General features: G+C 73.1%; 20 protein-coding genes. 12 read left to right on the top strand and 8 right to left on the bottom strand.

Going from position 1 to position 22266, the window contains the following annotated elements; all coding sequences use genetic code 11:
* From HNQ01_RS03840 to HNQ01_RS03825, 4 genes are all read left to right on the top strand, one after another.
* Entirely contained in the window at positions 1-1998 is a 1998-nt protein-coding gene (locus tag HNQ01_RS03840; RefSeq protein WP_173804003.1) for a DUF3483 domain-containing protein, read from the top strand.
* Positions 1995-3188, top strand: coding sequence for an electron transfer flavoprotein subunit alpha/FixB family protein (locus HNQ01_RS03835; protein ID WP_173804002.1), 1194 nt, complete (start codon positions 1995-1997; stop codon positions 3186-3188). Before HNQ01_RS03840 ends, HNQ01_RS03835 begins: the two co-directional genes overlap by 4 nt.
* 1 nt (position 3189) lies before the next feature.
* On the top strand, positions 3190-4074 hold the full coding sequence (locus HNQ01_RS03830) for an adenine nucleotide alpha hydrolase family protein (RefSeq protein ID WP_173804000.1): 885 nt from the start codon (positions 3190-3192) through the stop codon (positions 4072-4074).
* A gap of 488 nt (positions 4075-4562) precedes the next feature.
* On the top strand, positions 4563-5567 hold the full coding sequence (locus HNQ01_RS03825) for a GlxA family transcriptional regulator (RefSeq protein ID WP_286180439.1): 1005 nt from the start codon (positions 4563-4565) through the stop codon (positions 5565-5567).
* Between the two features lie 18 nt (positions 5568-5585).
* Here the strand turns inward: HNQ01_RS03825 and HNQ01_RS03820 are convergent, their stop codons facing one another.
* The 6 genes from HNQ01_RS03820 to HNQ01_RS03795 all read right to left on the bottom strand — a co-directional run bounded on the left by HNQ01_RS03820 (position 5586) and on the right by HNQ01_RS03795 (position 11522).
* A complete protein-coding gene (locus tag HNQ01_RS03820; protein WP_173804092.1) occupies positions 5586-6011 on the bottom strand; it encodes a GlcG/HbpS family heme-binding protein in 426 nt (141 codons plus the stop codon).
* A gap of 113 nt (positions 6012-6124) precedes the next feature.
* On the bottom strand, positions 6125-7021 hold the full coding sequence (locus HNQ01_RS03815; RefSeq protein ID WP_173803997.1) for a LysR substrate-binding domain-containing protein: 897 nt from the start codon (positions 7019-7021) through the stop codon (positions 6125-6127).
* A 75-nt stretch (positions 7022-7096) separates the two neighbouring features.
* Positions 7097-7741, bottom strand: coding sequence for a nucleotidyltransferase family protein (locus HNQ01_RS03810; RefSeq protein WP_173803995.1), 645 nt, complete (start codon positions 7739-7741; stop codon positions 7097-7099).
* 2 nt (positions 7742-7743) lie between these two features.
* The gene (locus tag HNQ01_RS03805) at positions 7744-8796 is read right to left on the bottom strand and encodes an XdhC family protein (protein ID WP_173803993.1); all 1053 of its coding nucleotides are present in this window, start codon (positions 8794-8796) and stop codon (positions 7744-7746) included.
* 3 nt (positions 8797-8799) lie between these two features.
* Positions 8800-11031 carry a xanthine dehydrogenase family protein molybdopterin-binding subunit gene (locus tag HNQ01_RS03800; protein WP_173803991.1) on the bottom strand — a complete coding sequence of 744 codons (2232 nt, stop codon included), beginning with the start codon at positions 11029-11031 and terminating at the stop codon, positions 8800-8802.
* A 17-nt stretch (positions 11032-11048) separates the two neighbouring features.
* The gene (locus HNQ01_RS03795) at positions 11049-11522 is read right to left on the bottom strand and encodes a (2Fe-2S)-binding protein (protein ID WP_173803990.1); all 474 of its coding nucleotides are present in this window, start codon (positions 11520-11522) and stop codon (positions 11049-11051) included.
* A 170-nt stretch (positions 11523-11692) separates the two neighbouring features.
* On the opposite strand from HNQ01_RS03795, the gene HNQ01_RS03790 reads away from it, so the two are divergent.
* The 4 genes from HNQ01_RS03790 (at position 11693) to HNQ01_RS03775 (ending at position 15654) form a co-directional block, all read left to right on the top strand.
* On the top strand, positions 11693-12652 hold the full coding sequence (locus tag HNQ01_RS03790) for a LysR family transcriptional regulator (protein WP_173803988.1): 960 nt from the start codon (positions 11693-11695) through the stop codon (positions 12650-12652).
* 69 nt (positions 12653-12721) lie between these two features.
* Positions 12722-13441, top strand: coding sequence for a dienelactone hydrolase family protein (locus HNQ01_RS03785; RefSeq protein WP_173803986.1), 720 nt, complete (start codon positions 12722-12724; stop codon positions 13439-13441).
* A 67-nt stretch (positions 13442-13508) separates the two neighbouring features.
* Positions 13509-14369: a fumarylacetoacetate hydrolase family protein gene (locus tag HNQ01_RS03780; RefSeq protein ID WP_173803984.1), complete on the top strand. Its 861-nt coding sequence runs from the start codon at positions 13509-13511 to the stop codon at positions 14367-14369.
* A gap of 85 nt (positions 14370-14454) precedes the next feature.
* Positions 14455-15654 (top strand): cation:proton antiporter, encoded by a 1200-nt coding sequence (locus HNQ01_RS03775; protein WP_173803982.1) that lies wholly within the window; start codon positions 14455-14457, stop codon positions 15652-15654.
* 15 nt (positions 15655-15669) lie between these two features.
* Here the strand turns inward: HNQ01_RS03775 and fghA are convergent, their stop codons facing one another.
* Positions 15670-16503: an S-formylglutathione hydrolase gene (gene fghA / locus HNQ01_RS03770; protein ID WP_173803980.1), complete on the bottom strand. Its 834-nt coding sequence runs from the start codon at positions 16501-16503 to the stop codon at positions 15670-15672.
* 11 nt (positions 16504-16514) lie between these two features.
* Positions 16515-17624 (bottom strand): S-(hydroxymethyl)glutathione dehydrogenase/class III alcohol dehydrogenase, encoded by a 1110-nt coding sequence (locus tag HNQ01_RS03765; protein ID WP_173804091.1) that lies wholly within the window; start codon positions 17622-17624, stop codon positions 16515-16517.
* A 425-nt stretch (positions 17625-18049) separates the two neighbouring features.
* Between HNQ01_RS03765 and hmuQ the strand changes: the two genes are divergently transcribed.
* The 4 genes from hmuQ to HNQ01_RS03745 all read left to right on the top strand — a co-directional run bounded on the left by hmuQ (position 18050) and on the right by HNQ01_RS03745 (position 22263).
* Positions 18050-18352 (top strand): heme-degrading protein HmuQ, encoded by a 303-nt coding sequence (hmuQ, locus tag HNQ01_RS03760; RefSeq protein WP_173803979.1) that lies wholly within the window; start codon positions 18050-18052, stop codon positions 18350-18352.
* A 217-nt stretch (positions 18353-18569) separates the two neighbouring features.
* Entirely contained in the window at positions 18570-19721 is a 1152-nt protein-coding gene (locus HNQ01_RS03755) for a ParA family protein (protein ID WP_217427387.1), read from the top strand.
* The gene (locus HNQ01_RS03750; RefSeq protein WP_173803978.1) at positions 19718-20677 is read left to right on the top strand and encodes a ParB/RepB/Spo0J family partition protein; all 960 of its coding nucleotides are present in this window, start codon (positions 19718-19720) and stop codon (positions 20675-20677) included. Before HNQ01_RS03755 ends, HNQ01_RS03750 begins: the two co-directional genes overlap by 4 nt.
* 122 nt (positions 20678-20799) lie before the next feature.
* Complete coding sequence (locus HNQ01_RS03745; RefSeq protein ID WP_173803977.1) at positions 20800-22263, top strand: transglutaminase domain-containing protein; 1464 nt, start codon at positions 20800-20802, stop codon at positions 22261-22263.
* Positions 22264-22266 lie beyond the last annotated feature (3 nt).

The following is a 22266-nucleotide window of genomic DNA, read 5'->3' as shown; positions in this document are numbered from 1 at the left end:
ATGGATGCCGTCCTGTCTCCCCTGATCTGGCGCGACGCCGTCACCGCGGTGTTCTGGCTGGCGGTGGCCGCGCTGGCGATCGGCACCGCGCGCCGTGCGGTGCTCTGGCGCACCGGCCTGGCCGCGCCGGTGGCCTGGAGCGGCCTGCTGGCCATCCCCAAGCGCTACTTCGTCGACCTGCACCATGTGGTCGCCCACGAGCCGGCGGTGGCGCGCGCGCACGTCGCGGTGGCCGGCGGCGCGCTGGCCTGCCTGGCGCTGGTGGCGATCAACGACGGCCTGCGGCTGCGCATCGCCGCGCTGGACATCGCGCTGGTGGCCTTCGCGCTGGTGATGCTGGCCGGCGCGCTGATGATGGCGCTGCGCCGACGCCAGCCGGCGGTGGCCGCGCGGGTCTCGCGCGGGCCGTGGCAGCGCCTGCCGTGGACGCTGGGCGCGGGCGCCCTGGGCCTGGCGGCCCTGTCGGCCGGCGCGCTGTGGCACGAGAGCCTGGCGCCGTGGTGGGCGGCGCTGTGCGTGCTGGCCCTGGGCGCCGGCGCGGCCGAGCTTGCGCTGGGCGTCGGTCTGGCCGGGCCGATGAAGCATGCGGTGGCCGGCCTGCTGCACCTGGGCCTGCATCCGCGCCCCGAGCGCTTCGGCCCGCAGCCGGTGGGCCCGGCCGCGCAGCGCCAGGCCAGCGCGCTGAAGCCCGTCAATCTGGTGCGCGACCTACCCGGCGCCGCCCGGCCGGCCGATCTGCCGTGGAACCGCCTGCTCTCGTTCGACGCCTGCGTGCAGTGCGGCAAGTGCGAGGCGGCCTGCCCGGCCTTCGCCGCCGGCCAGCCGCTCAACCCGAAGAAGCTGGTGCAGGATCTGGTGAGCGGCATGTCCGGCACCGGCGACGCGCACTACGCCGGCAACCCCTATCCGGGCAAGGAGATCGGCCGCCATGCCGGTGCGCCCGACCAGGCGGTGGTGCCCGGCCTGATCGACGCCGAGACGCTGTGGAGCTGCACCACCTGCCGCGCCTGCGTGCAGGCCTGCCCGATGCTGATCGAGCATGTCGATCTGGTGGTCGACCTGCGCCGCAGCCTGACGCTGGTCGGCGGCACCGTGCCGAACAAGGGCGACGAGGTGCTGGCCGCGCTGCGCGAGACCGACACCCAGGGCCGCCATCCGCTCGCCGCCCGGCACCACTGGGCCAGCGACCTGGGCCTGCCGGTGCTGGCCGACGCGCCGGCCACGCAGCGCACCGAGTGGCTGCTGCTCGCCGGCGAGGCCGGCTTCGACCTGCGCGGCCAGAAGACGCTGCGCGCGCTGGTGACGACGCTGCGCTCGGCCGGCGTGGTGCCGGCGCTGCTGGGCGCGCTGGAGACCGACTGCGGCGACGTGGCGCGCCGCCTCGGCGACGAAGCCGGCTACCAGCGCCTGGCGCGCCAGCTCATCGACACGCTGCAGGCGCATCCGGCCGCCAACCTGGTCACCGCCGACCCGCACCTGCTGCATGCGCTGCGCAACGAATACCCGGTGCTCGACGCCGCCTGGGCCGAGCGGCTCGCGCAAGGGCGCACCCGCGTCTGGCACCACACCGAGCTGCTGGCCGATCTGCTCGAGCGCGGCCAGCTGCGCCCCAAGGCGAACGCCGCGGCCCGCGCGCCCAGCGTCACGCTGCACGACCCCTGCTACCTCGGCCGCTACAACGGCCAGATCGAGGCCCCGCGCCGCGCGCTCAAGGCCATCGGCATCCAGGTGGTCGAGATGGAGCGCTGCGGCCTGAACGCCCGCTGCTGCGGCGGCGGGGGCGGCGCGCCGACCACCGACATTCCCGGCCAGCGACGCATTCCCGACATGCGCATGGACGACGCCCGCGCCACCGGCGCCGAGATCGTCGCGGTGGCCTGCCCGCAGTGCACCGCGATGCTCGAAGGCGTGACCGGCAAGCGCCCCGAGGTGCTGGACGTGGCCGAGCTGGTCGCCCGCGCCGTCGAGACCCGCCCCGCCCAGGAGACCCGAGCATGATCCGACGAGTCGATCCGCGCCGACCGGCGCTCATCACCCCGCAGGGCCTGCGCCGCATCGTGCTGGGCGGCACCGAGGGCGAGCGCGGCCTGCGCCTGGCGGCGGTGTCGCACGCCGCGGTGCGCCGCCCGCGCCTGGCCCTGCCGAGCGAGCGCGCCGCCGGCTGCCTGCTGGTGCTGGTCCACCCCGACAGCGGCAGCCTGGACGAGCACGCCCGCGAGGCGATCGCCGCCGCCGCGCTGCTGGCCCGCCCCGACGAGGCGGTGGTCGTGCTGATGCCCTGGCCGCAGGCCCCGGGCGCCGCCGGTGCGCAGGACCCGCAGGCCGACGCACTGGACGCCGCCGCGCTGGGCATCGACCGGCTGGAGCTGCTGCCGGTGAGCGAGGCGCTCTCGCCCGAGGCGCTGGCCGAGGCCGTCGCCGCGCGCTGGCAGGCCCTGTCCCCGCGCCTGACGCTGGCCCCGGACCGCGGCGACGACGGCGATCTGGGCCGGCGCCTGGCGGTGCGCCAGCGCCTGGCCTGCGCAGCCGGCGTGGTCGAGATCGCCGACGGCCGGGCGCGGGTGCGCGACCTCGGGGGCGTCCAGCGCGCCGCGGCCGACGCCACCGCGGCGCTCGACGGGCTGGATCTGCTGCTGCTGGCGCGCCAGGTCGCCCGCACCGAGCTGCCCTTCACCGGCCTGGGCGAGCGCCGGGTGCTGCCGGCGCCCGCGCCCCGCGCGCAGCCGGGCCTGGTCGATCTCGGCGTGGTCGCCGGCCAGGCGCAGCAGGTCGCGCTCGAGGAGGCCGACTTCATCCTGGCCGCCGGCAACGGCGTGACCGACGTGAAGCTGTTCCTGGAGCTGGCCGAGGCGCTGGGCGCGGCGGTCGGCGCCTCGCGGGTGGCGGTCGACGACGGACGCTTCGCGCGCAGCCAGCAGATCGGCGCCACCGGCCGCACGGTGCAGGCGCGCGGCTACCTGGCGATGGGCATCTCCGGCGCGGTCCAGCACCTGCAGGGCATCCGCGAATGCCGCCATGTGCTGGCGGTCAACACCGACGTGTCCGCGCCGATGGTGCAGCGCGCCGAGCTGACGGTGGTCGAGGACGTGCAGGCGCTGATGCGCGAGCTGCTCGCGCTGCTGCAGGCCGAGCGCGCGGCGCCGCCGGCGGCCTCGTCCCTTCCGGTTCCTTCCCTCAAGGCGGCCTGACATGAGTTCCTCTTCCCCGAACGTGAATGCCTCGCCGGTGGCGGTGCTGGTCAGCGTGCGCATCGATCCGGTCAGCGGACGCGCCACCCGCAGCCGTGCCGACGCCGCCGGCGCCGCGCTGGCCCTGCAGGCGCTGCAGGCCCGGGCCACGCTGCAGGGCCGATCGCACGCGCCCCAGCCGCGGCTGCTGCACGCCGCCAGCCGCCAGACCGCGATGCCCGAGGCGGTCGCGCGCGACTACCTGGCGCTGGGCATCGACCGGCTCGAGCGGCTGGAGCTGGCCGTCGCCGATCCGGAGCACATCACCGCCGCGCTGGCCGCGGCCTGCCACGACACGCCGCTGGTGATCGCCGGCGCGCGCGGCGAGTCCGGTCAGGCCAGCGGCCTGCTGCCGCACCGGCTGGCGCAGCGGCTGCAGCGGCCGCTGATCGCCGAGGTGATCGACCTGCAGCCCGAGGCCGACGGCGGCTGGCGGGTGGTGCAGGCGCTGCCGCGCGGCGCGCGGCGCAGCTGGCGGCTCGAACGCGGCGCCGCCGCGGTGCTGGTCGGCAGCGAGCGCCTGGCACGGCGCGAGGATCTGCGCGTGCGCCACGCCTGGCTGGCCGCGCAGCAGGGCCGCATCGAGGACCGCCGCGCCGCGTCCGACCCGAGTGCAGGCCCGGTGGCAGCGGCCCCGGCCTGGACGCCCGAGCCGGCGCGGCGCCAGCGCCGGCCGCTCGCGCCCGTCTCGACCGAGAGCGGCGCGGCGCGCATGGCGCGCGCCACCGGCACTGCCGCCCCGGCGCGACAGGGCGGCGCGGTGCTGAACCAGGGTTCGGCGCAGGACAAGGCCCGGCAACTGCTCGAGCATCTGCGCAGGCTGGCCCTGGTGCCTCCGGCCGGGTGAACCGCGCGGCGCCTGCCCGCATCCGCCCGGCCCCGATTCCTGCCGGAACAGCGCTGCGAAGCGCTGTTCCGGCTTGCCTTTTGCGCGTCTCGAAAATCCACGTCCCGTTTTCGTGCAGATATTGGTGCAATCACCTGTTCTGCATCAAGTCGCATTCCTGTGGAATACGGTATGCGCGCGGCACCGCGATGGTGCCGCATGCACCGTCCGAAACATCGGTCGATTCCGGTTCGGGTGCGTCGCGGGAAAAGCCGTTCCATTTTTTCGCCATGCACCGCCGACAAAACGGCAGTAACACGGGCACGACCTTTGCTATTTGATCTGTATCCACAAGACAGCGATTTCAGGTTCCTGCGTCCCGCAGCCCGCCGCGAATCGGATGTCGCACCACAGCTCACCGAACGCGAAGGTTTCAAGCGATGGTTTCCTCCTCGAGTTCCGATCCCCGCTCACGGCATTTCGGATTCCTGCTGCTCGAGAATTACTCGATGATCGCCTTCGCCAATGCGGTGGAGGTGCTGCGCATGGCCAACCTCACCAGCCGGCAGCCGCTCTACACCTGGAGCGTCTGCGCGGTCGGGGGCGGCTCGGCGCAGGCCAGCAACGGCCTGGGCGTCAGCGGCGCCTGCGCGCCCGAGGAGCTGGACCGCTGCGACGCGGTCTTCGTCTGCGGTGGCGTCGAGGTGCAGAAGGCGATCTCCGACTGCCTGGTCAAGGACCTGCGCCGCCGCGCCGCACGCGGGCAGACGCTGGGCGCGCTGTGCACCGGCACGCACGCGCTGGCCGCGGCCGGCGTGCTCGACGGCTACCGCTGCGCGGTGCACTGGGAGAATCTGGTCGCGCTGCGCGAGTCCTGCCCGAAGGTCGACTTCGCGCTCGAGGTCTTCGTCATCGACCGCGAGCGCATCACCGCCTCGGGCGGCATCGCGCCGCTGCACCTGATGCTGCATCTGGTGCGCAGCCACCATGGCAACAAGCTGGCGATGGCGATCTCCGAGCAGTTCATCGTCGACCGGGTGCGCGACCAGAGCGACCAGCAGAAGCTGCCGCAGCCGGAATTCGTCGGCCCCGGCTACGAGCATCTGGCCGAGGCGGCCGAGCTGATGGCCGCCAACATCGAGGAGCCGCTGCCGCTGTCGGAGATCGCCGACGCCGCCGGCATCTCGCTGCGCCAGCTCGAGCGGCTGTTCCACCGCTACTACAAGGTCACGCCGGCGCAGCACTACCTGACGCTGCGCCTGCGCCGCGCGCGCGAACTGCTCTCGCACACCAGCGCGCCGATCATGCAGATCACGGTGGCCTGCGGCTTCCAGACCGCCTCGCACTTCTGCAAGGCCTACCGCGCGCTGTTCGGGCACTCGCCCAGCGAGCACCGCCGCCAGGGCGGCAGCCAGGGTCTGGTGCATGTGGTGGCGGCCGCACCGGCCGCCATGCCGGCCCACCGCCGCGGCCGGGCCGAGCGGGGCAGCGGCATGCCGGTCTACGTGTCCTGAGCGGCGCCGCAGGACGGATCAGACCGGCGGCTGCGACGGCGACAGCAGCGCCGCGATGCCGGCCCGCGCGATCTGCGCGTCCTCGGCCGACTTCACGCCGCTGACGCCGACCGCGCCGACGCACTGGCCGTCCACCATCACCGGCACGCCGCCCTCGAGCAGACCGTCCAGGCCCGGCACCGACAGGAAGGCGGTGCGGCCCTGGTTGATCATCTGCTCGACGCCGAGCGTCTCGCGGCGCATCAGCGCGGCGGTGCGGGCCTTGGCCTGGGCAATCTGGGCGGAAGCCGGCGTGGCGCCGGCGCGGCGCACGAAGGCCATCAGGTGGCCGCCGTCGTCGCAGACCGCCAGCGACACCGCCCAGTCGTGGCGGGCGGCTTCGGCCTCGGCGGCCAGCAGCAGGGTCATGGCGTCGTCGCGGGTGAGGGCAGGGCGCTGGATCATCGAGGGCATCTCGTCAGGTTCAGGAAAGAGTGGACACACTCTAGGCCCGGGCGCACCGCAGCGGTTTGACGTTTCTTGGTCGCCGACTTGAAGGATTCGATCAGCCTTGCCGTTCAGCCCTGCAATTGCTGCACCAGCCAGTCGGCGAAGGCGGCGCATTCCCATCGCTGCATCGCGCCCGGCGACCAGCACAGGTGGTAGCCATGCGCGGAGGGCACCGACTGCGGCGACAGCCGCACCAGCCGGCCCGATTCCAGCCAGGAGGCGCCGATGCGCAGCCGCAGCAGCACCACGCCGAAGCCGCTGGCCGCGGCGTCGTAGGCCAGGCCGATGTCGTTGAACTGCGAGCCCTCCTGCGGCTCGGCCAGATCGACGCCGCAGTGCCGGAACCACGGCCCCCAGGGCTCCAGCGGCGTGCGGATCAGCCGCGTCTGCGCCAGCGCCTCGCGGGTGCCGAAGCCCTGGAAGGGGCCGAACTCGTTGAGGAAGCCCGGGCTGCAGGCCGGCGCCAGGTCGTCGGCCTGCAGCAGGCGGTGCTCGCAGTCGCTGTAGCCGCCGGGGCCATAGCGCACCTCCAGGTCGGTGGCCTCGGCCTTGACGTCGAGCAGCGGGATCGAGACCTGCAGCACCAGGTCGATGTCGGGAAAGGCGGTGCGGAACAGCTCCAGCCGCGGCATCAGCAGCTGGCGGCAGAAGGTCGGCGGCGCAGCCACCCGCACCCGCAGCCGCGGGCGCTGCGTCTCGGGGCCGGTCATCTGCTGCAGCGAGGCCAGCCCGGCGCGCACATGGCCCAGGCAGGCGGCGCCGTCGGCTGTCAGCGTGAAGTCGCCGCGGGCGAAGAGCTTCATGCCCAGGTGGTCCTCGAGCTGGCGGATGCGGTGGCTCACTGCGCTCACGGTCACGCACAGCTCCTCGGCCACGCGGCTGGCACTGCGCAGCCGCGCCAGCGCCTCGAAGGTGACCAGGCACTGGATCGGCGGGATGCGGGGGGGCAGGCGGGGCGGGGTCATCGGACACAGGACGGGCAGGACCGGATTATCGGCTCCTGCGCTCAGGCCGACGTCGTGACGACCCGATCTGCACGATCACGCCGATCCCGTCGCTGGCGCGCGCCAGTCCACCCGCGCGGGCGCCAGCGCCTGGCGCAGCCGCGCCAGATCCTCCGGCGTGTCCAGATCGTCGACCGGCCCGCGCGTGGTGCCGGGCCAGGGCTGCGCTCGCATGCCCAGCGCCGCCAGACCCTCGCGCACGCCGGCGCCCGTGGCGGCCAGCCGCGCGGCCAGCGGCGCCGCCAGCAGCAGCGGGTGGCCGACCGTGCCGTCCACCACAGGGCGCATCGCCTCGACCCCGGGCACACGCTGCCGCCAGGCGGCCAGCAGACCGGACAGATCGGCGGCGCTCAGCCCCGGCAGGTCGGCCACCGTCAGCATCAGGTCGACACAGGGCGCCTGCGCCTGGTGATGCGCGAGCGCCAGGCGCTGGGAATCGATCAGGTCGGGCGCGGCCAGTCGGTGCGCGACGACACCGGCGCCGCTTCGCGCGGCCAGCGCGGTCAGCACGGCCTGGTGCGGCCCGCCGACGACGACCTCCACCCGGTCCACGCCGGCCGCGCGCAGCGCCGCCACCAGGCGCTCGAGCAGGCTCACGCCGTCGATCTCCAGCGCCGCCTTGGCCCGACCGCCCAGGCGGCGACCCAGACCGGCGGCCAGCACGGTGGCGTGGACCGGCACGCTCAGAGACCGCAGACCGGCGCGGTCAGCCCGTCAGGCGTCGACCGCCCGGCCTCGGCCTGCGCCTTGCCGCCGGCGACATCCGCGCCGCGCTGCAGCGCCACGCCGTTCTTCGCCGCGACCACCTCGGCCAGGATGGACAGCGCGATCTCGGCCGGCGTGCGGCTGCCGATGTAGAGGCCGGCCGGTCCGTGCAGGCGGTCCAGCTCGGCGTCGCCCAGGTCGAAATGCTCGCGCAGGCGCGCGCGCCGGGTCTCGCTGTTGCGCCGCGAGCCGATCGCGCCGACGTAGAAGGCCTCGGACTGCAATGCGTCGATCAGCGCCAGGTCATCGAGCTTGGGGTCGTGGCTGAGCGCCACCACGGCGGTGCGGCGGTCCGGCCGCAGGCGCAGGATCAGGTCGTCGGGCATCTCGGCGCTGACCGGCACGTCCGGCAGCACCCAGGCGGCGCGGCGCTCCTCGCGCGGATCGCACACCAGCACCTCGAAACCCAGCGCCGGCGCCATGCGGGCCAGGAAGTCGGCGATGTCGCCGGCGCCGATCAGCAGCAGCCGCGCGTGCGGGCCGTGCCAGGTGGTCAGCATCGCTTCGCCCAGCACCGGCACGCCGTCGCGCCGGCCCTCGTGCAGCGAGACCTCGCCGCGGGCGAGGTCGAGGCGGCGCTCGACGCTGCGGCGCGCGTCCAGCGCCTCCAGCAGCTCGGCCAGCCGGCTGCGCGGGCCGACCGGCTCGAGCACCAGCTCGATCGTGCCGCCGCAGGGCAGGCCGAAGCGGTGTGCCTCCTCGGCCGAGATGCCGTAGCGCTGCACCTCGGGCAGGCCGCGGGCGCAGACGGCGGCCAGGCCGCCTTCGCGCACGCGAGCCACCAGATCGTCCTCGATGCAGCCGCCCGAGACCGAGCCCCAGGTGCGCCCGCGCCGGTCGATCACCATCAGCGAACCCGGCGGGCGCGGCGCCGAGCCCCAGGTGCGCGCCACCGTCACCAGCACCGGCGCGTCGCCGGCGGCGTGCCAGGCCAGCGCGGTGCGCAGCACCTGGGTGTCGAGGTCGTCCATCGGTCAACCCAGCGCGAAGGGCAGCGCGCGCACCGGCCGGCCGGTCAGCTGCGCCACGGCGTTGGCGAAGGCCGGGGCGATCGGCGGCAGGCCCGGCTCGCCGATGCCGGTGGGCGGCTCGGCGCTGGGCACGATGTGCACCGCGAACTCAGGCGCATCGGTGAGGCGCGGCACCACGAAGTCGCCGAAGTTGCTCTGCTCGACCACGCCGTCCTTGAGCGTGATGGCCGCCCCCGGCAGGCACATCGACAGGCCCATGACGCCCGCGCCCTGGATCTGGGCCTCGATGCTGCGCGGGTTGACCGCCAGATTGCAGTGCACGCCGGCCGTGGCCTGGTGCAGCACGGCGCGGCCGTCCTTCACCGAGGCCTCGACCACCCAGGCCACCACGGTCGAGAAGGACTCGTGCACCGCCACGCCCCAGGCGTGGCCGGCCGGCAGGGCGCGCTTGCCATAGCCGCTGCGCTCGACCGCGAGCTTCAGGGCATCGCGGTGACGCGGATGCTGGTCGCCGAACAGCGCCAGGCGGTAGGCCACCGGATCCTGCTTCGTGGCGCGGGCGATCTCGTCGACCAGCGTCTCCATGACGAAGGCGGTGTGGGTCGAGCCCACGCTGCGCCACCACAGCACCGGCACGTTGACCTTGGGGTGGTGCACCGTCAGCCGCATCGGGAAGGGATAGGGCGCGCCCATGCCTTCGGTGGCGGTCGGGTCGATGCCGTTCTTCATCATGCCTTCGAAGAAGGTGCCCGACACGATGGACTGGCCGACCAGCACATGGTCCCAGGCCAGCACGCGGCCCTGGTCGTCGAAGCCGATGCGGGCGCGGTGCAGGTGCATCGGGCGGTACTGGCCGCCCTTGATGTCGTCCTCGCGGCTCCAGACGGTGCGGATCGGCGCGGCCAGGCCGGCGGCGCGCGCCGCCCGGGCGATCGCGCAGGCCTGCACCACGAAGTCGCTGGAGGGCACGCCGCGCCGGCCGAAGCCGCCGCCGGCCATCTGCACGTTCATGCGGATCTGCTCGGGCTTCAGGCCCAGCACCTGGGCGGCGGCCCTCGCGTCGCCGCCGGGGAACTGGGTGCCGGTCCAGATCTCGGCCTGCGCGTCGCCGAGCTGCACGGTGCAGTTCAGCGGCTCCATCGGCGCATGCGCCAGGTAGGGGAAGTGGAACTCGGCCTCGATGCGGCGGGGCGCGGTCGCCAGCGGCGCCAGGTCGGCGTCGACGGCGCGCGGGCCCGGCTGGTCGAGCAGCGCGCGGTACTGCGCGAGCTGGCGGGTGCTGTCGACCCGCTCGACCGCGCTCACGGCCCATTCGGCCTTGAGCGCATCACGGCCCTGCTTTGCGGCCCAGTAGCCGTCGGCCACCACCGCGACGCCCTCGCCGCCGACGGCCACCGGCACGCGCAGCACCGCGCGCACGCCGCGCACCGCCCGCGCCGCGGTGTCGTCCAGCGAGGCCAGGCGCGCGCCGAACACCGGCGGATGCGCCACCACCGCGGTCAGCTGGCCCGGGCGCTTCACGTCGATGCCGAAGTCCTGCTGGCCGCTGCTCTTGGCGCGGGCGTCCAGCCGGCCGGTGGCGCGGCCGATCAGGCGGAAGTCCTTCGGGTCCTTCAGCGTGACGGTGGCGGGCACCGGCTGCACCATCGCGGCCTCGGCCAGCTCGCCGTAGCCGGCGCGGCGGCCGTCCGGCGCGATGACCTGGCCGGCGGCGGTGCGCAGCCGCGCCGGGTCGAGCTTCCAGCGCGCGGCGGCCGTGGCCACCAGCATCGCGCGCGCCCGGGCGCCGAGCTCGCGGTACTGCGGGTAGCTGTGCTTCATCGCGGTCGAGCCGCCGGTCAGGTGCATGCCGTAGAGCGGATCGGCGTAGGCCGGATCGCTGTTGCCGTGGCGCATCTGCACCCGCGCCCAGTCGGCATCGAGCTCCTCGGCCAGCACCATGGCCAGGCCGGTGCCGATGCCCTGGCCGAATTCCAGCCGGTTGAGGGTCACGGTCACGCCGCCGTCGGGCGCGATCTGCACGAAGGAGGCGGGCTGCTGCGTGGGCTTGAGGCCGGCGGCCGGAGCGGCCTGCGCCAGGGCCTCGGCGGTGCCCAGCGGGCCCAGGCCCAGCGCGAAGCCGCCCAGGCCGGCAAGTTTCAGGAAGCCGCGCCGAGGCAGGGCGGCCGGAGGGGTGTCGCGCTCGGCCAGGTGCTGCAGCGCGCGGGGCAGTTCGGGGAGGTGCTCGATCAGCATGTGGGGCGTCCTGCGGGTCAGGCCAGGGAGCGGGCGGCGTCGGCCACCGCGGCGCGGATGCGGGCATAGGTGCCGCAGCGACAGAGGTTGCCGGCCATCGCGGCGTCGATCTCGGCGGCGGTGGGCGGCTTGCCCTTGGGCCGAGACTTCAGGAAGGCGGTGGCGCTCATGATCTGGCCGGACTGGCAGTAGCCGCACTGCGCGACGTCGTGCCTGACCCAGGCCTCGCGCACCGCGCGGCCGACCGGGTCGCTGCCGTCGGTGACCTTCTCGATCGTGGTGATGCGCCGGCCCTCGACCGCGGCGACCGGCGTCACGCAGGAGCGCGTGGCCTGGCCATCGACATGCACGGTGCAGGCGCCGCACAGCGCCGCGCCGCAGCCGAACTTGGTGCCGGTCAGGCCCAGCGCGTCGCGCAGGGTCCAGAGCACCGGCGTCGACGGATCGACATCGACCGTGCGGTCCTGTCCGTTGATGTTCAGACGTGTCATGGCGGAGAGGGGAAAGAGGAGACGGGCGGACCGCGGACGGTCCGGGCGGGCGCTGGCGACTCTAGGCGGTCACGGCAGCAGGCACTAGAACAGGGCGGCTTGCCGGATCCACAAGAGAAACTTGATACTCGACCCTGTCACCCGCCACTGCAACCCTGCCGCCGCCGTCCATGCCGATCAACGAGCTTCGCGCCATCTCCACCTTCACCCGGGCCGTCGAGCTCGGCAGCATCCGCCGCGCGGCGCAGTCGCTGGGCGTGACGCCGCAGGCCGCCAGCCAGGCCCTCGCGCAGCTTGAAGCCCATCTGGGCGTGCGGCTGCTGCACCGCACCACGCGCCGCCTGGCGCTGACCGAGGAGGGCCAGCATTTCCTCGAGCGCACCCGCCCGGCGCTGGCCACGCTGGAGCGCGCGCTGCAGAGCACCCGCGAGGCCAAGGACGAGATCGCCGGCCCCCTGCGCATCGTCGGGCCGCGCTCGTCGTTCGCGACGCTGCTGATGCCGCTGCTCGACGCCTTCTGCCGCGCCCACCCGGACATCCAGCCCGACGTGCAGCTCGACGACGGCCTGGGCGACTGGGTGCGCGACCGGGTCGACGTGGGCTTTCGCATGGGCCGCTCGGCCGAAGAGGGCGTCATCGCACGGCTGCTCTTCCCGGTGCAGCTGGTGATGGTGGCCTCGCCCGACTACCTGGCCCGCCACGGCGTTCCGCGCACGGTCGAGGATCTGCAGCAGCACCGCTGCAGCGTCTTCCGCCACCCCTCGACCGGCCGCACCATCCCGTGGTTCCTCAGCTCCGGCGGCGAGCCGGAGACACGCGAGATGGTGCCGGCGCTGGCCACCAACGACAGCGAGCTGGAAATCCAGGCGGTGCTGGCCGGCCAGGTGATCGCGCAGGTCGCCAGCTTCGCCGCCGCGCCGCTGATCCGCAGCGGCCGCATGGTGCCGGTGCTGCTCGACCAGGTCTGCGCGCCGATCGGCCTGCATGTCTACTACGGCAGCCGCACCGCGCTGCCGCGGCGGGTGCGCGCCTTCGTCGATCTGGCGGTCGAGCAGCTCACGAACAACCCGGCCCATGTGCTGGACGCGCAGGAACTGGCGGCGCTGGCGGCGCCATCTCGGCTAGCCTAGCCGTCCCGTGGCGCTGGCAGCCGCAGCCGGGCCTCCCGATCCATGCCCCTCCGAAAGGACACCTTCCCGATGAATTCCTGCACCTCCCGCTGGACGAGCCTGCCCCTCGAGGACGGCTCGCTCGACGCCTTCGTCGCGCTGCCGCCGGCCGGCCGCGGCCCCGGTCTGCTGCTGCTGCAGGAGATCTTCGGCGTCAACGCGCACATCCGCGGCGTGGCCGAGCAGTACGCGCTGGCCGGCTTCGTGGTGATCGCGCCCGACCTGTTCCGGCGCCAGGCGACGCGGGTCGAGCTGGGCTATGTCGGCGAGGACCGCGAGCGCGCACTGACGCTGATGCGCGACCTGAGCCGCGACCAGGCGGAGGCCGACATGGGTGTCGCGCTGGCGGCGCTGCGCGCCATGCCCGAGTGCACCGGCCGGGTCGGCGCCCTCGGCTACTGCATGGGCGGGCGGCTGGCCTTCGCGGCGGCGGCGCTGTGCGGAGTGGACGCGGCGGTCTGCTACTACGGCGGCGGCATCGCCGCGCAGCCCGATCTGGCCGCGCTGGCCGAGCGCATCACCGTGCCGGTGCAGTTCCACCACGCCGGCCACGACCCGAGCATCCCGCCCGAGGCGGTGGCCGCGGTGCGTGGGGCCATGACCCGCGCACCCGCCGTCGCGCAGGCCGAGTTCCACGACTACCCGCAGGCGCAGCACGGCTTCAACTGCTGGGCCCGCGCCGCGCACGACCCGGCCAGCGCGGTGCTGGCGCAGGGGCGCAGTCTGGTGTTCCTGTCGACACTGTTCTGAGCACTGAACGCTGGACACCTGCGCCCGGCCAGGGCACCCGCATCGCCCCCCAGCAGAGGAGACCCCCATGAAACTGCTCCGCCACGGCCCGAAGGGCCGGGAACGGCCCGCGCTGATGCAGGCCGACGGCACGGTCCGCGACCTCGGCGGCGTCATCGCCGACCTCGGCCCCGACCAGCTCGCGCCCGAGGCGCTGGCGGCGCTGGCCCGCCTGGATGCCGGCACGCTGCCGGTGGTCGAGCTGCAGCGCCTGGCGGTGCCCTGGCGCGGCCCGGGCAAGTTCATCGCCATCGGCCTGAACTACGCCGACCATGCCGCCGAGGCCGGCATGGCCCTGCCGGCCGAGCCGGTCGTCTTCACCAAGGCCAGCAGCTGCGCGGTGGGCTGCAACCACCCGGTGGTGCTGCCGCAGGGCTCGGTCAAGACCGACTGGGAAGTCGAGCTGGGCGTGGTGATCGGCCGCCGCGCGCGCTGCGTGTCCGAGGCCGAGGCGCTGGCGCATGTGGCCGGCTACTGCGTGGTCAACGACCTGTCCGAGCGCGAGTACCAGCTCGAGCGCGGCGGCACCTGGGACAAGGGCAAGGGCTGCGACACCTTCGGCCCGATCGGGCCGTGGCTGGTCACCGCCGACGAGGTCGGCGACCCGCAGGATCTGTCGATGTGGCTGGACGTGAACGGCGTGCGCAAGCAGACCGGCAGCACCCGCACGATGATCTTCCCGGTGGCGCATCTGGTCAGCTACCTGAGCCGCTTCATGACGCTGGAGCCGGGCGACATCATCACCACCGGCACGCCGCCGGGCGTGGGCATGGGCCGCAAGCCGCCGGAGTTCCTGCGGCCGGGCGACGTCGTCACGCTGGGCATCGAGCGGCTGGGCGAGCAGCGCCAGACGGTGCACGCCTGGGATCCGGCGCTGATCGACGGCTGAACCGCGCACCCGGGTCGCCCGGCTGTCGGGCACGTGACAGGATCCACGGTCTACCATCGGCGCCTCTCCACCCTCGACCGAATCCATGTCCCTGCCCGAACGCTTCCTGGTGGCGATGCTGCTGGTGTTCTCCGTGCCCTGGCTGGTGTGGCGCCTGGGCCGCACCGATCACTGGGCGCCGCTGGTGGTGGTGCAGATCGTCGCCGGCATCCTGCTCGGCCCCGGCGTGCTGGGCGCGCTGCAGCCGGCCGTCCATGCCGCGATCTTCACGCCGGAGGTCATCACGATGCTCGGCGGCGTGGCGCTGTGGGCGGTGACGCTGTTCGTCTTCATCGCCGGCATCGAGCTCGACCTCGGCCAGGCCTGGCAGCACCGGCGCGAGAGCAGCATCACCGCCGGGCTGGCGATGGGCGTGCCGCTGCTGGCGGGCTGCGGCGCGGCCTGGGCGATGATGGGCCTGTCCTCCGGCTGGATCGGCCCGCAGGGCCGCACCTGGCAGTTCGTCGCCGGCGTGGGCATGTCCTGCGCGGTGACGGCGCTGCCGATCCTGATCCTGTTCCTGGAAAAGCTTTCGCTGCTGCGCCAGCCGCTGGGCCAGCGCATCCTGCGCTACGCCAGCCTGGACGACCTGGCGATCTGGGGCGTGCTGGCCCTGATCCTGATGGACTGGCACCGGGTCGGCCGCCAGCTGGTCTTCCTGCTGGTCTACATGCTGCTGGCGGCCGGACTGCGCCGGCTCATGCCTCGCCTGACGGAGCGCGACCGCTGGCCGCTGGCCCTGGTCTGGCTGATCGCCTGCGCGCTGGGGGCCGACTGGTGCGGGCTGCACTTCATGGTCGGCGCCTTCCTGGCCGGCGCGTCGATCGAGGCGCGCTGGTTCGACCAGGAGCAGCTCGACCGCATGCGCCACCAGGTGCTGTTCCTGCTGATGCCGGTGTTCTTCCTCAGCACCGGGCTGAAGACGCAGTGGGGCGTGGGCGGCTCGGCGGTGTTCGCCGCCGCGGCATGGATGCTGCTGGCCAGCGTCGGCGGCAAGCTCGCCGGCGTGGCGCTCGCCGGGCGCCTGCTGGGCTGGGCGCCGGGCGAGGCGCGGCTGATCGGCTGGCTGCTGCAGACCAAGGCGCTGATCATGATCATCTTCGCCAACGTGCTGCTGGACAAGCGCATCATCACGCCCGACACCTTCACCGCGCTGCTGCTGATGGCGGTGGCCAGCACGATGCTGACCATCCCGCAGGTGTCGCGGCAGCTGCGCGGCGGCGCGGCGGGCGCTCAGCCGGTCTGAGCGGGGAGGCGGCCTTCAGCCCGCCAGCGCCCGCGCGTGCCACGCCACATGCTCGCCGATGAAGCTGGCGATGAAGTAGTAGCTGTGGTCGTGACCCGGATGGAGGCGCAGCGTCAGCGGATGGCCGGCGTCAGCGCAGGCGGCCTGCAGCAGCTCCGGGCGCAGCTGGCTGCCCAGGAAGTCGTCGGCCTCGCCCTGGTCGACCAGCAGCGGCAGCCGCTCGGCGGCCTGCGCGATCAGCGCCACCGTGTCGTGCGCGGCCCAGGCGGCGGGGTCGTCGCCCAGGTAGGCGGCGAAGGCCTTCCGCCCCCACGGCACCTGGCTGGGCGCGACGATCGGCGCGAAGGCCGAGACGCTGGCATAGCGGCCCGGATGGCGCAGCGCCAGGCTCAGCGCGCCGTGGCCGCCCATCGAGTGGCCGCTGATCGCGCGCCGGTCGCTGGCCGGGAAATGCGCCTCGATCCAGGCCGGCAGCTCGTGCACCACATGGGTCTCCATGCGAAAGTGCGTCGACCATGGCGCCTGCGTGGCGTCCAGGTAGAAGCCGGCGCCCTGGCCCAGGTCGTAGGCCGGGTCGTCGGGCACCTCGGGCCCGCGCGGGCTGGTGTCGGGCGCGACCACGATCAGGCCGTGCGCGGCCGCGTGCTGCTGTACGCCCGCCTTGGTGATGAAGTTCTGCTCGGTGCAGGTCAGGCCCGAGAGCCAGTACAGCACCGGGCAGCGCTCGCCGGCCAGCGCCGCCGGCGGCAGGTAGACGCCGAAGCGCGTCGCGCCGCCCAGCACCTCCGAGTGACGAGTCCAGACTTCCTGTCGCCCGCCGAAGCTGGCGTGCTGCTCGACGCGTTCCATGGCCGGCCTCCTCAGTAGTGCACGACGCTGCGGATCGACTGGCCCGAGTGCATCAGCTCGAAGGCCTCGTTGATCTCGGGCAGACCCATGGTGTGGGTGACGAAGGGCTCCAGGCGGATCCTGCCGGCCATCGCGTCCTCGACCATGCCCGGCAGCTCCGAGCGGCCCTTGACGCCGCCGAAGGCCGTGCCCAGCCAGCGCCGGCCGGTCACCAGCTGGAAGGGCCGGGTGGAGATCTCCTGGCCCGCGCCGGCCACGCCGATCACCACCGACTGGCCCCAGCCGCGGTGCGCGCATTCCAGCGCCGCGCGCATCACGTTGACATTGCCGATGCACTCGAAGCTGTGGTCCACGCCCCAGCCGGTCATCTCGACGATCACCTGCTGCACCGGCTTGTCGAAGTCCTTGGGGTTGACGCAGTCGGTGGCGCCGAAGGTGCGCGCCAGGTCGAACTTGTCCGGGTTGGTGTCGACCGCGATGATGCGCCCGGCCCCGGCCAGCTGCGCGCCGTGCACCACCGCCAGGCCGATGCCGCCCAGGCCGAAGACCGCCACCGTGTCGCCCGGCTGAACCTTGGCGGTGTTCTTGACCGCGCCCAGGCCGGTGGTCACGCCGCAGCCCAGCAGGCAGACCTGCTCGGGGTTGGCCTCGGGGTTGACCTTGGCCAGCGAGACCTCGGCGACCACGGTGTACTCGCTGAAGGTCGAGCAGCCCATGTAGTGGTGGATGGGCTGGCCGTTGTAGCTGAAGCGGGTGGTGCCGTCGGGCATCACGCCCTTGCCCTGCGTGGCGCGCACCGACACGCACAGATTGGTCTTGCCGCTCTTGCAGAACAGGCACTCGCCGCACTCGGCGGTGTAGAGCGGGATGACGTGGTCGCCGGGCTGGACGCTGGTGACGCCTTCGCCGACCTCGACGACGATGCCGGCGCCTTCATGGCCCAGCACCACCGGGAAGAGGCCCTCGGGATCGTCGCCGCTGAGCGTGAAGGCGTCGGTGTGGCAGACGCCGGTGTGCGTGATGCGGATCAGCACCTCGCCCTTCTTCGGCGGGGCGACATCGATCTCGACGATCTGCAGCGGCTGGCCGGCAGCAAAGGCGACGGCGGCACGGGACTTGATCATGGAACAGCTCCTGTCGGGAATGAGTTCGGTCGCACGCAAGGTGCGAAGCGGCCGTACCGACCGGGCCGCGCCGATCGGAGGATCCGGTGCGGGCCAGTATAGGCATGTGCGGATGCGCTCCGCATGGCTGGAAACGACAGGAGCTGGATCAGGAGCGACAGATCTTCCATGCTCCATCGACCATGATAAGTTTCATTATCATGGTCGACGATTTTTACGGAAATCCGGGCCTTGCGGCGTGAGGGCCCCAGGAAAAGCCTGCCCCATCAGGCCCTTGCGCGCGACGGCCGGATCGGGCTGCGGGGGTCGCTTTCCCGAGAGAAGCGCTCTCCTGTGCCGCCGGGCAGCGGCGCGCCCGGACGAAGCCGGCTATCGTCGGTCGATCGATCGACGCTTGTTCCCGCATCAGGAGATCCATGCCCATGTTCATCGCCATGAACCGCTTCCGCATCGCCCTCGGCCGCGAGGCGGAATTCGTCGAGATCTGGCGCCAGCGCGACAGCCGGCTCGCGCAGGTGCCCGGCTTCGTCGACTTCCATCTGCTGCAGGGCCGCAGCGACGAGGCCGCCACGGTCTTCGTGTCGCACTCGCGCTGGGAAAGCACGGCCGCCTTCGAGGCCTGGACCCGCTCGGAAGCCTTCCGCGCCGCACATGGCGGCGCCGGCGCGCAGCGCGACCTCTACCTGGGCCCGCCCCAGTTCGAGGGCTACGAGGTCGTGCTCTGACTCTGAAATCGTGCGCCGGCGCAGGCCGTCCGGTCTGCGCCGGACGGATCGCGGGCCGATCAACCGCGTTGCCGTTAGTATCCTTGATGCCGGAAATCATCATCGATTGGAAGGCAATATCATTGAATTCGACATTCAGCCTACCAATGGAGATTGAATAGAAAAACATCATCGCGTACATTCCGACCCATCGTTCCTTCCCGAGATCCGACGGGCCATGACTCTGCGATCCACCTTCGCCCAGGCCGACAGCCTGCTCTACCGGCTGCGTGCCGCCGGCACGCTGCTCGGCGTCACCGACAACACGCTGCGCGGCTATGCCGACCATGCCGGCATCGCGGTGCGCCGCGCCTCCGACCTGACGCCGGGCGCGCCGGCGGTGCGGGTGTTCGAGCCCGACACCCTGTTCCGGCTGGCGCAGTGGCGCCGTGCGCAGAACTACGTGAAGGCACCGGCCTCCGGCAGCGGCCCGATCGTCGTCACCGTCGACGTCATCAAGGGCGGCACCGGCAAGACCACCACCAGCGTCGAGACCGCGCTGCACCTGCAGCTGCTGGGCCTGCGGGTGCTGCTGGTCGACCTGGACGTGCAGGCCAACGCCACCCAGCTGATGGGCTACGAGCCCGACCTGACGCTCGACGAGGCCGAGACCTACGGCGTGGCGCCGGCGGCGATCGTGCAGGACACCTTCGCCTCGGTGCTGATGCCCTTCCTGGAGGGGCGCCAGCGCAACCAGCCGGTGCGCGCCGTGCCCGCGGGCGTGATCAAGAAGCCCTTCGGCGAGCACGGGCCGCACCTGATCCCGGCCGACACCTTCCTGGGCGACATCGAGCCGGCGCTGGCCAATGCCAAGGGCCAGCGCGAGCTCTACCTGCGCCAGCTGATCGCCGCCTCGCTGGCCGGCGCCACGCCGGGGCTGGACCTGTCGGTCTACGACGTGATCGTCTTCGACTGCCCGCCCAGCGTCAGCTTCACCAGCACCGCCGCGATCGCCGCGGCCGATCTGGTGATCGCGCCGATCCGGCTCGACGCCTTCAGCGTCAAGGGCCTGACCAAGCTGATGAGCGAGATCGACGGCCTGGACGCCGCCTACCATGTGCGCCCGGAGCTGATCATCCTGCCGACCCACTACGCGCCGCAGCTCGCGCGCATCGGCCGCATGCAGACCCAGCTCAACCAGTACCGCGACCTGATCGCGCCCTGCGCGATCTCGGCCTCCGAGGAGTTTCCGAAGTCGCTCGACAGCTACCTGCCGCTGACGCTGCAGAAGCCGACCTGCCATCCCTCGAAGGAATACCGCCTGTTCGCCGAGCACCTGCACGGCCGCATCCTGGCCCTGGCCGCAGCCCGCCGCCGCACCGCATCATGACCAAGCAGAGACTCATCCTCCCGAACGACGGCCGCCCGCCGATGCCGATGCCGGCCTTCTCGAACGCGCCCCGCTCGGTGGCGCCGGCCGGGCGCCGGCTGGTGCACCTGGCCGTCGAGCTGATCGATGCCCACCCGCTGGCGCCGCGCGAGATCTACACCGAGCGCATGATCCGCGAGCGCGCCGACGACCTGCGCGCGCAGGGCCAGCACGATCCGATCCATGTGATCCCGAACCCGGACACGCCGGGGCGCTACCTCATCTGCGACGGCTGGACCCGGGTGCAGGCCTGCCGGGTGCACGGCGTGCTCGACACGCTGCTGGCCGAGATCCACGAGGGCCTGACGCTGCGCGAGGCCGCCTGGTTCGGCTACGAGCAGAACGAGGGCCGCGAGCAGCAGTCCGACTACGACCGCGCGATGTTCCACGAAAAGCTGCTGGCCGACGGCGAGACCGCCGAGGAGCTGGCACGCCGCGGCGGCTTCCACAAGTCGATGATGACCTTCCTGCGGGCCTACGCGAAGCTGCCGGCCGGCGTGCTCGACCTCGTGCGCGAGCATCCGCAGAAGTTCGGCTCGCGGGTCGCCTACGAGCTGCACCGGCTGCACGAGGCCTGCGGCGAGGCTGCGGCGCTGGAGCTGGCCACCGAGTTCGCCACCAACCCGGACGACCTGCCGGTGCGCTGGCTGCTGGGCCGCGCGCGCGAGCTGCGCGCCCAGACGCGCGAAGCCGCCCCTGCGGAGTCCGCCCCGGCCGAGAAGAAGGCTGCCGCCTGGCCGGCCCACCAGGTCTACGACAGCGCCGAGGCGCGCGGCTACTACCGCCGCCGCGACGGGCGCATCCAGCTCTCGCTGCAGCTGGCGCCGCAGCATCGCGAGGCCTTCGCGCAGGGGCTGGAGCGCCTGCTGCAGACGCTGGAGCCGCCGGCGCCGAGCGGCACCCCGGACCCGGCCTGAGCCCGGCTCGCCCTCCTCCATCGTGATGACGACAGCCGGCCGGCCCGCTGTCACGATGCAGCCGACGTCCGCCGGTCGCGGAGCGCGGCCCGGGTGTCCGCCTCGAAGGAGGGGGCGTGATCATGTGCATGCAGCAAGGCGCCATCCGGCCGATGCAGCGCTGGCACTGGGCCGGCGACCAGATCGTGCATGACCCGTGCATCCCGGCCGCCCGGTACGCGGCCGGCAGCCGCAAGACCCGGTATCCGATCGACATCCGCAGCTTCCTGTCGATCGAGAGCAACGCGGTGCTGCGGCGCTGGCTGGACAGGCATGTGCGCCAGCTGCCCGAGGAAGCCGCGCAGCGCATGCGCCGGCGCGGCCCGGGCGACTTCGACTTCCGCGCCCACATGCTCGCGATGCTGATGGGCGAGCTGCGCCACCAGCCGGCACGCAGCCACCCCTTCGACCAATGGCAGTACCCCGACGAGACGCTCGCGCTGGGCGGCGGCGACTGCGAGGACCTGGCCTTCGTGCTGGCGGCGCTGATGCTCGAGTCCGGCATCAGCGCGGACTGCGTGCGCGTCGCGCTCGGCAGCATCGTGCGCCACGGCCGTGGCACGGACGAAGCGGCGGCCGACCACATCGACCACGCCTGGGTGATGTACCTGAGCGAGACCGGCGCCTGGACGCTCATCGAGCCGATGGCGCGCATCGGCCGGGCGCAGCCCTCGCCCGAGCGCGCTGCCGCCCGCCAGGACCTGCAGCACGAGGATCTCGAATACGTGCCGCACTTCGTCTTCAACAACCGCCATCTCTGGCGGGTGCGCGGTCCGCATCTGCGCGCGATGCTGCCGCTGAAGGACTACCTGGACACCCGCCGCGCGGACGACGGGCGCGGGGGCACGAAGCCGGACCAGGACTTCTGGCAAGGGTTCGATCCGTCCTTCGCCGCGGGCGTGCACGGGAGCCTGATCGACGCGGCCCTGTCGGGCATGCCGCTGCTGCTGCGCCTCCAGGTCCACGCCGAGAGCCTGGCGCTGGATGTCGACACGCTGCACTACGACCCGCGCGACCATTTCGACTTCGCCTACATCGACGAGGGCTGGCAGCGGGTGGACGCACGCCTGGCCAGCGGCACGCTGCCCGACTTCGCCCGCGCGCTGCACTCGATCGCCGACTTCTACGCGCACAGCACCTACGCGCACTTCGCCGCGGTCCGGCCGGGAGGCGACGGTCCGGGACATCTGGATCTTCACGATCCCGCGGCCGCCCTGCCCTTCAATGCCGACTATGCGTGCCTGGGCGACGCGGTGCCCGCCAGCGTCACGCGGGAGTGGAACGGTCGGCTGATCAGCGGCTGCTGGGACGCGTGGTATGCGACCTATCCGGACGAGCTGCGCGCCGACCGGGCGCGGCGCATGAGCCTGCCCCCGCATGACCGGATCGCCGTCGACGACAACCGCGACACGCACGGCGGACATCTGCTCTACCCGGACCCGGCCGCCTACAGCCGGCAGTTCCGGCTGCGCCGCGACGCCGCCAGAAGGCACATGGAGGCCGCCTGGCGGGCCTGGCCCGGCCGCGACGAGGCGCTGGGCGTTTGAACG

Origin of the sequence: Sphaerotilus uruguayifluvii (genome assembly GCF_013294065.1) — a bacterium.
Taxonomy (GTDB): domain Bacteria; phylum Pseudomonadota; class Gammaproteobacteria; order Burkholderiales; family Burkholderiaceae_C; genus Sphaerotilus; species Sphaerotilus uruguayifluvii.
The sequence above is the reverse complement of the archived record's forward strand: the minus strand, read 5'-3'. Positions and strand labels throughout refer to the sequence as shown.

What these genes read in the sequence shown, in the direction of transcription:
- HNQ01_RS03840 (WP_173804003.1), top strand. Translation starts at nt 1, where the DNA reads ATGGATGCCGTCCTGTCTCCCCTGATCTGGCGCGACGCCGTCACCGCG.
- HNQ01_RS03835 (WP_173804002.1), top strand. Translation starts at nt 1,995, where the DNA reads ATGATCCGACGAGTCGATCCGCGCCGACCGGCGCTCATCACCCCGCAG.
- HNQ01_RS03830 (WP_173804000.1), top strand. Translation starts at nt 3,190, where the DNA reads ATGAGTTCCTCTTCCCCGAACGTGAATGCCTCGCCGGTGGCGGTGCTG.
- HNQ01_RS03825 (WP_286180439.1), top strand. Translation starts at nt 4,563, where the DNA reads ATGATCGCCTTCGCCAATGCGGTGGAGGTGCTGCGCATGGCCAACCTC.
- HNQ01_RS03820 (WP_173804092.1), bottom strand. Translation starts at nt 6,011, where the DNA reads ATGATCCAGCGCCCTGCCCTCACCCGCGACGACGCCATGACCCTGCTG.
- HNQ01_RS03815 (WP_173803997.1), bottom strand. Translation starts at nt 7,021, where the DNA reads ATGACCCCGCCCCGCCTGCCCCCCCGCATCCCGCCGATCCAGTGCCTG.
- HNQ01_RS03805 (WP_173803993.1), bottom strand. Translation starts at nt 8,796, where the DNA reads ATGGACGACCTCGACACCCAGGTGCTGCGCACCGCGCTGGCCTGGCAC.
- HNQ01_RS03800 (WP_173803991.1), bottom strand. Translation starts at nt 11,031, where the DNA reads ATGCTGATCGAGCACCTCCCCGAACTGCCCCGCGCGCTGCAGCACCTG.
- HNQ01_RS03795 (WP_173803990.1), bottom strand. Translation starts at nt 11,522, where the DNA reads ATGACACGTCTGAACATCAACGGACAGGACCGCACGGTCGATGTCGAT.
- HNQ01_RS03790 (WP_173803988.1), top strand. Translation starts at nt 11,693, where the DNA reads ATGCCGATCAACGAGCTTCGCGCCATCTCCACCTTCACCCGGGCCGTC.
- HNQ01_RS03785 (WP_173803986.1), top strand. Translation starts at nt 12,722, where the DNA reads ATGAATTCCTGCACCTCCCGCTGGACGAGCCTGCCCCTCGAGGACGGC.
- HNQ01_RS03780 (WP_173803984.1), top strand. Translation starts at nt 13,509, where the DNA reads ATGAAACTGCTCCGCCACGGCCCGAAGGGCCGGGAACGGCCCGCGCTG.
- HNQ01_RS03775 (WP_173803982.1), top strand. Translation starts at nt 14,455, where the DNA reads ATGTCCCTGCCCGAACGCTTCCTGGTGGCGATGCTGCTGGTGTTCTCC.
- fghA (WP_173803980.1), bottom strand. Translation starts at nt 16,503, where the DNA reads ATGGAACGCGTCGAGCAGCACGCCAGCTTCGGCGGGCGACAGGAAGTC.
- hmuQ (WP_173803979.1), top strand. Translation starts at nt 18,050, where the DNA reads ATGTTCATCGCCATGAACCGCTTCCGCATCGCCCTCGGCCGCGAGGCG.
- HNQ01_RS03755 (WP_217427387.1), top strand. Translation starts at nt 18,570, where the DNA reads ATGACTCTGCGATCCACCTTCGCCCAGGCCGACAGCCTGCTCTACCGG.
- HNQ01_RS03750 (WP_173803978.1), top strand. Translation starts at nt 19,718, where the DNA reads ATGACCAAGCAGAGACTCATCCTCCCGAACGACGGCCGCCCGCCGATG.
- HNQ01_RS03745 (WP_173803977.1), top strand. Translation starts at nt 20,800, where the DNA reads ATGTGCATGCAGCAAGGCGCCATCCGGCCGATGCAGCGCTGGCACTGG.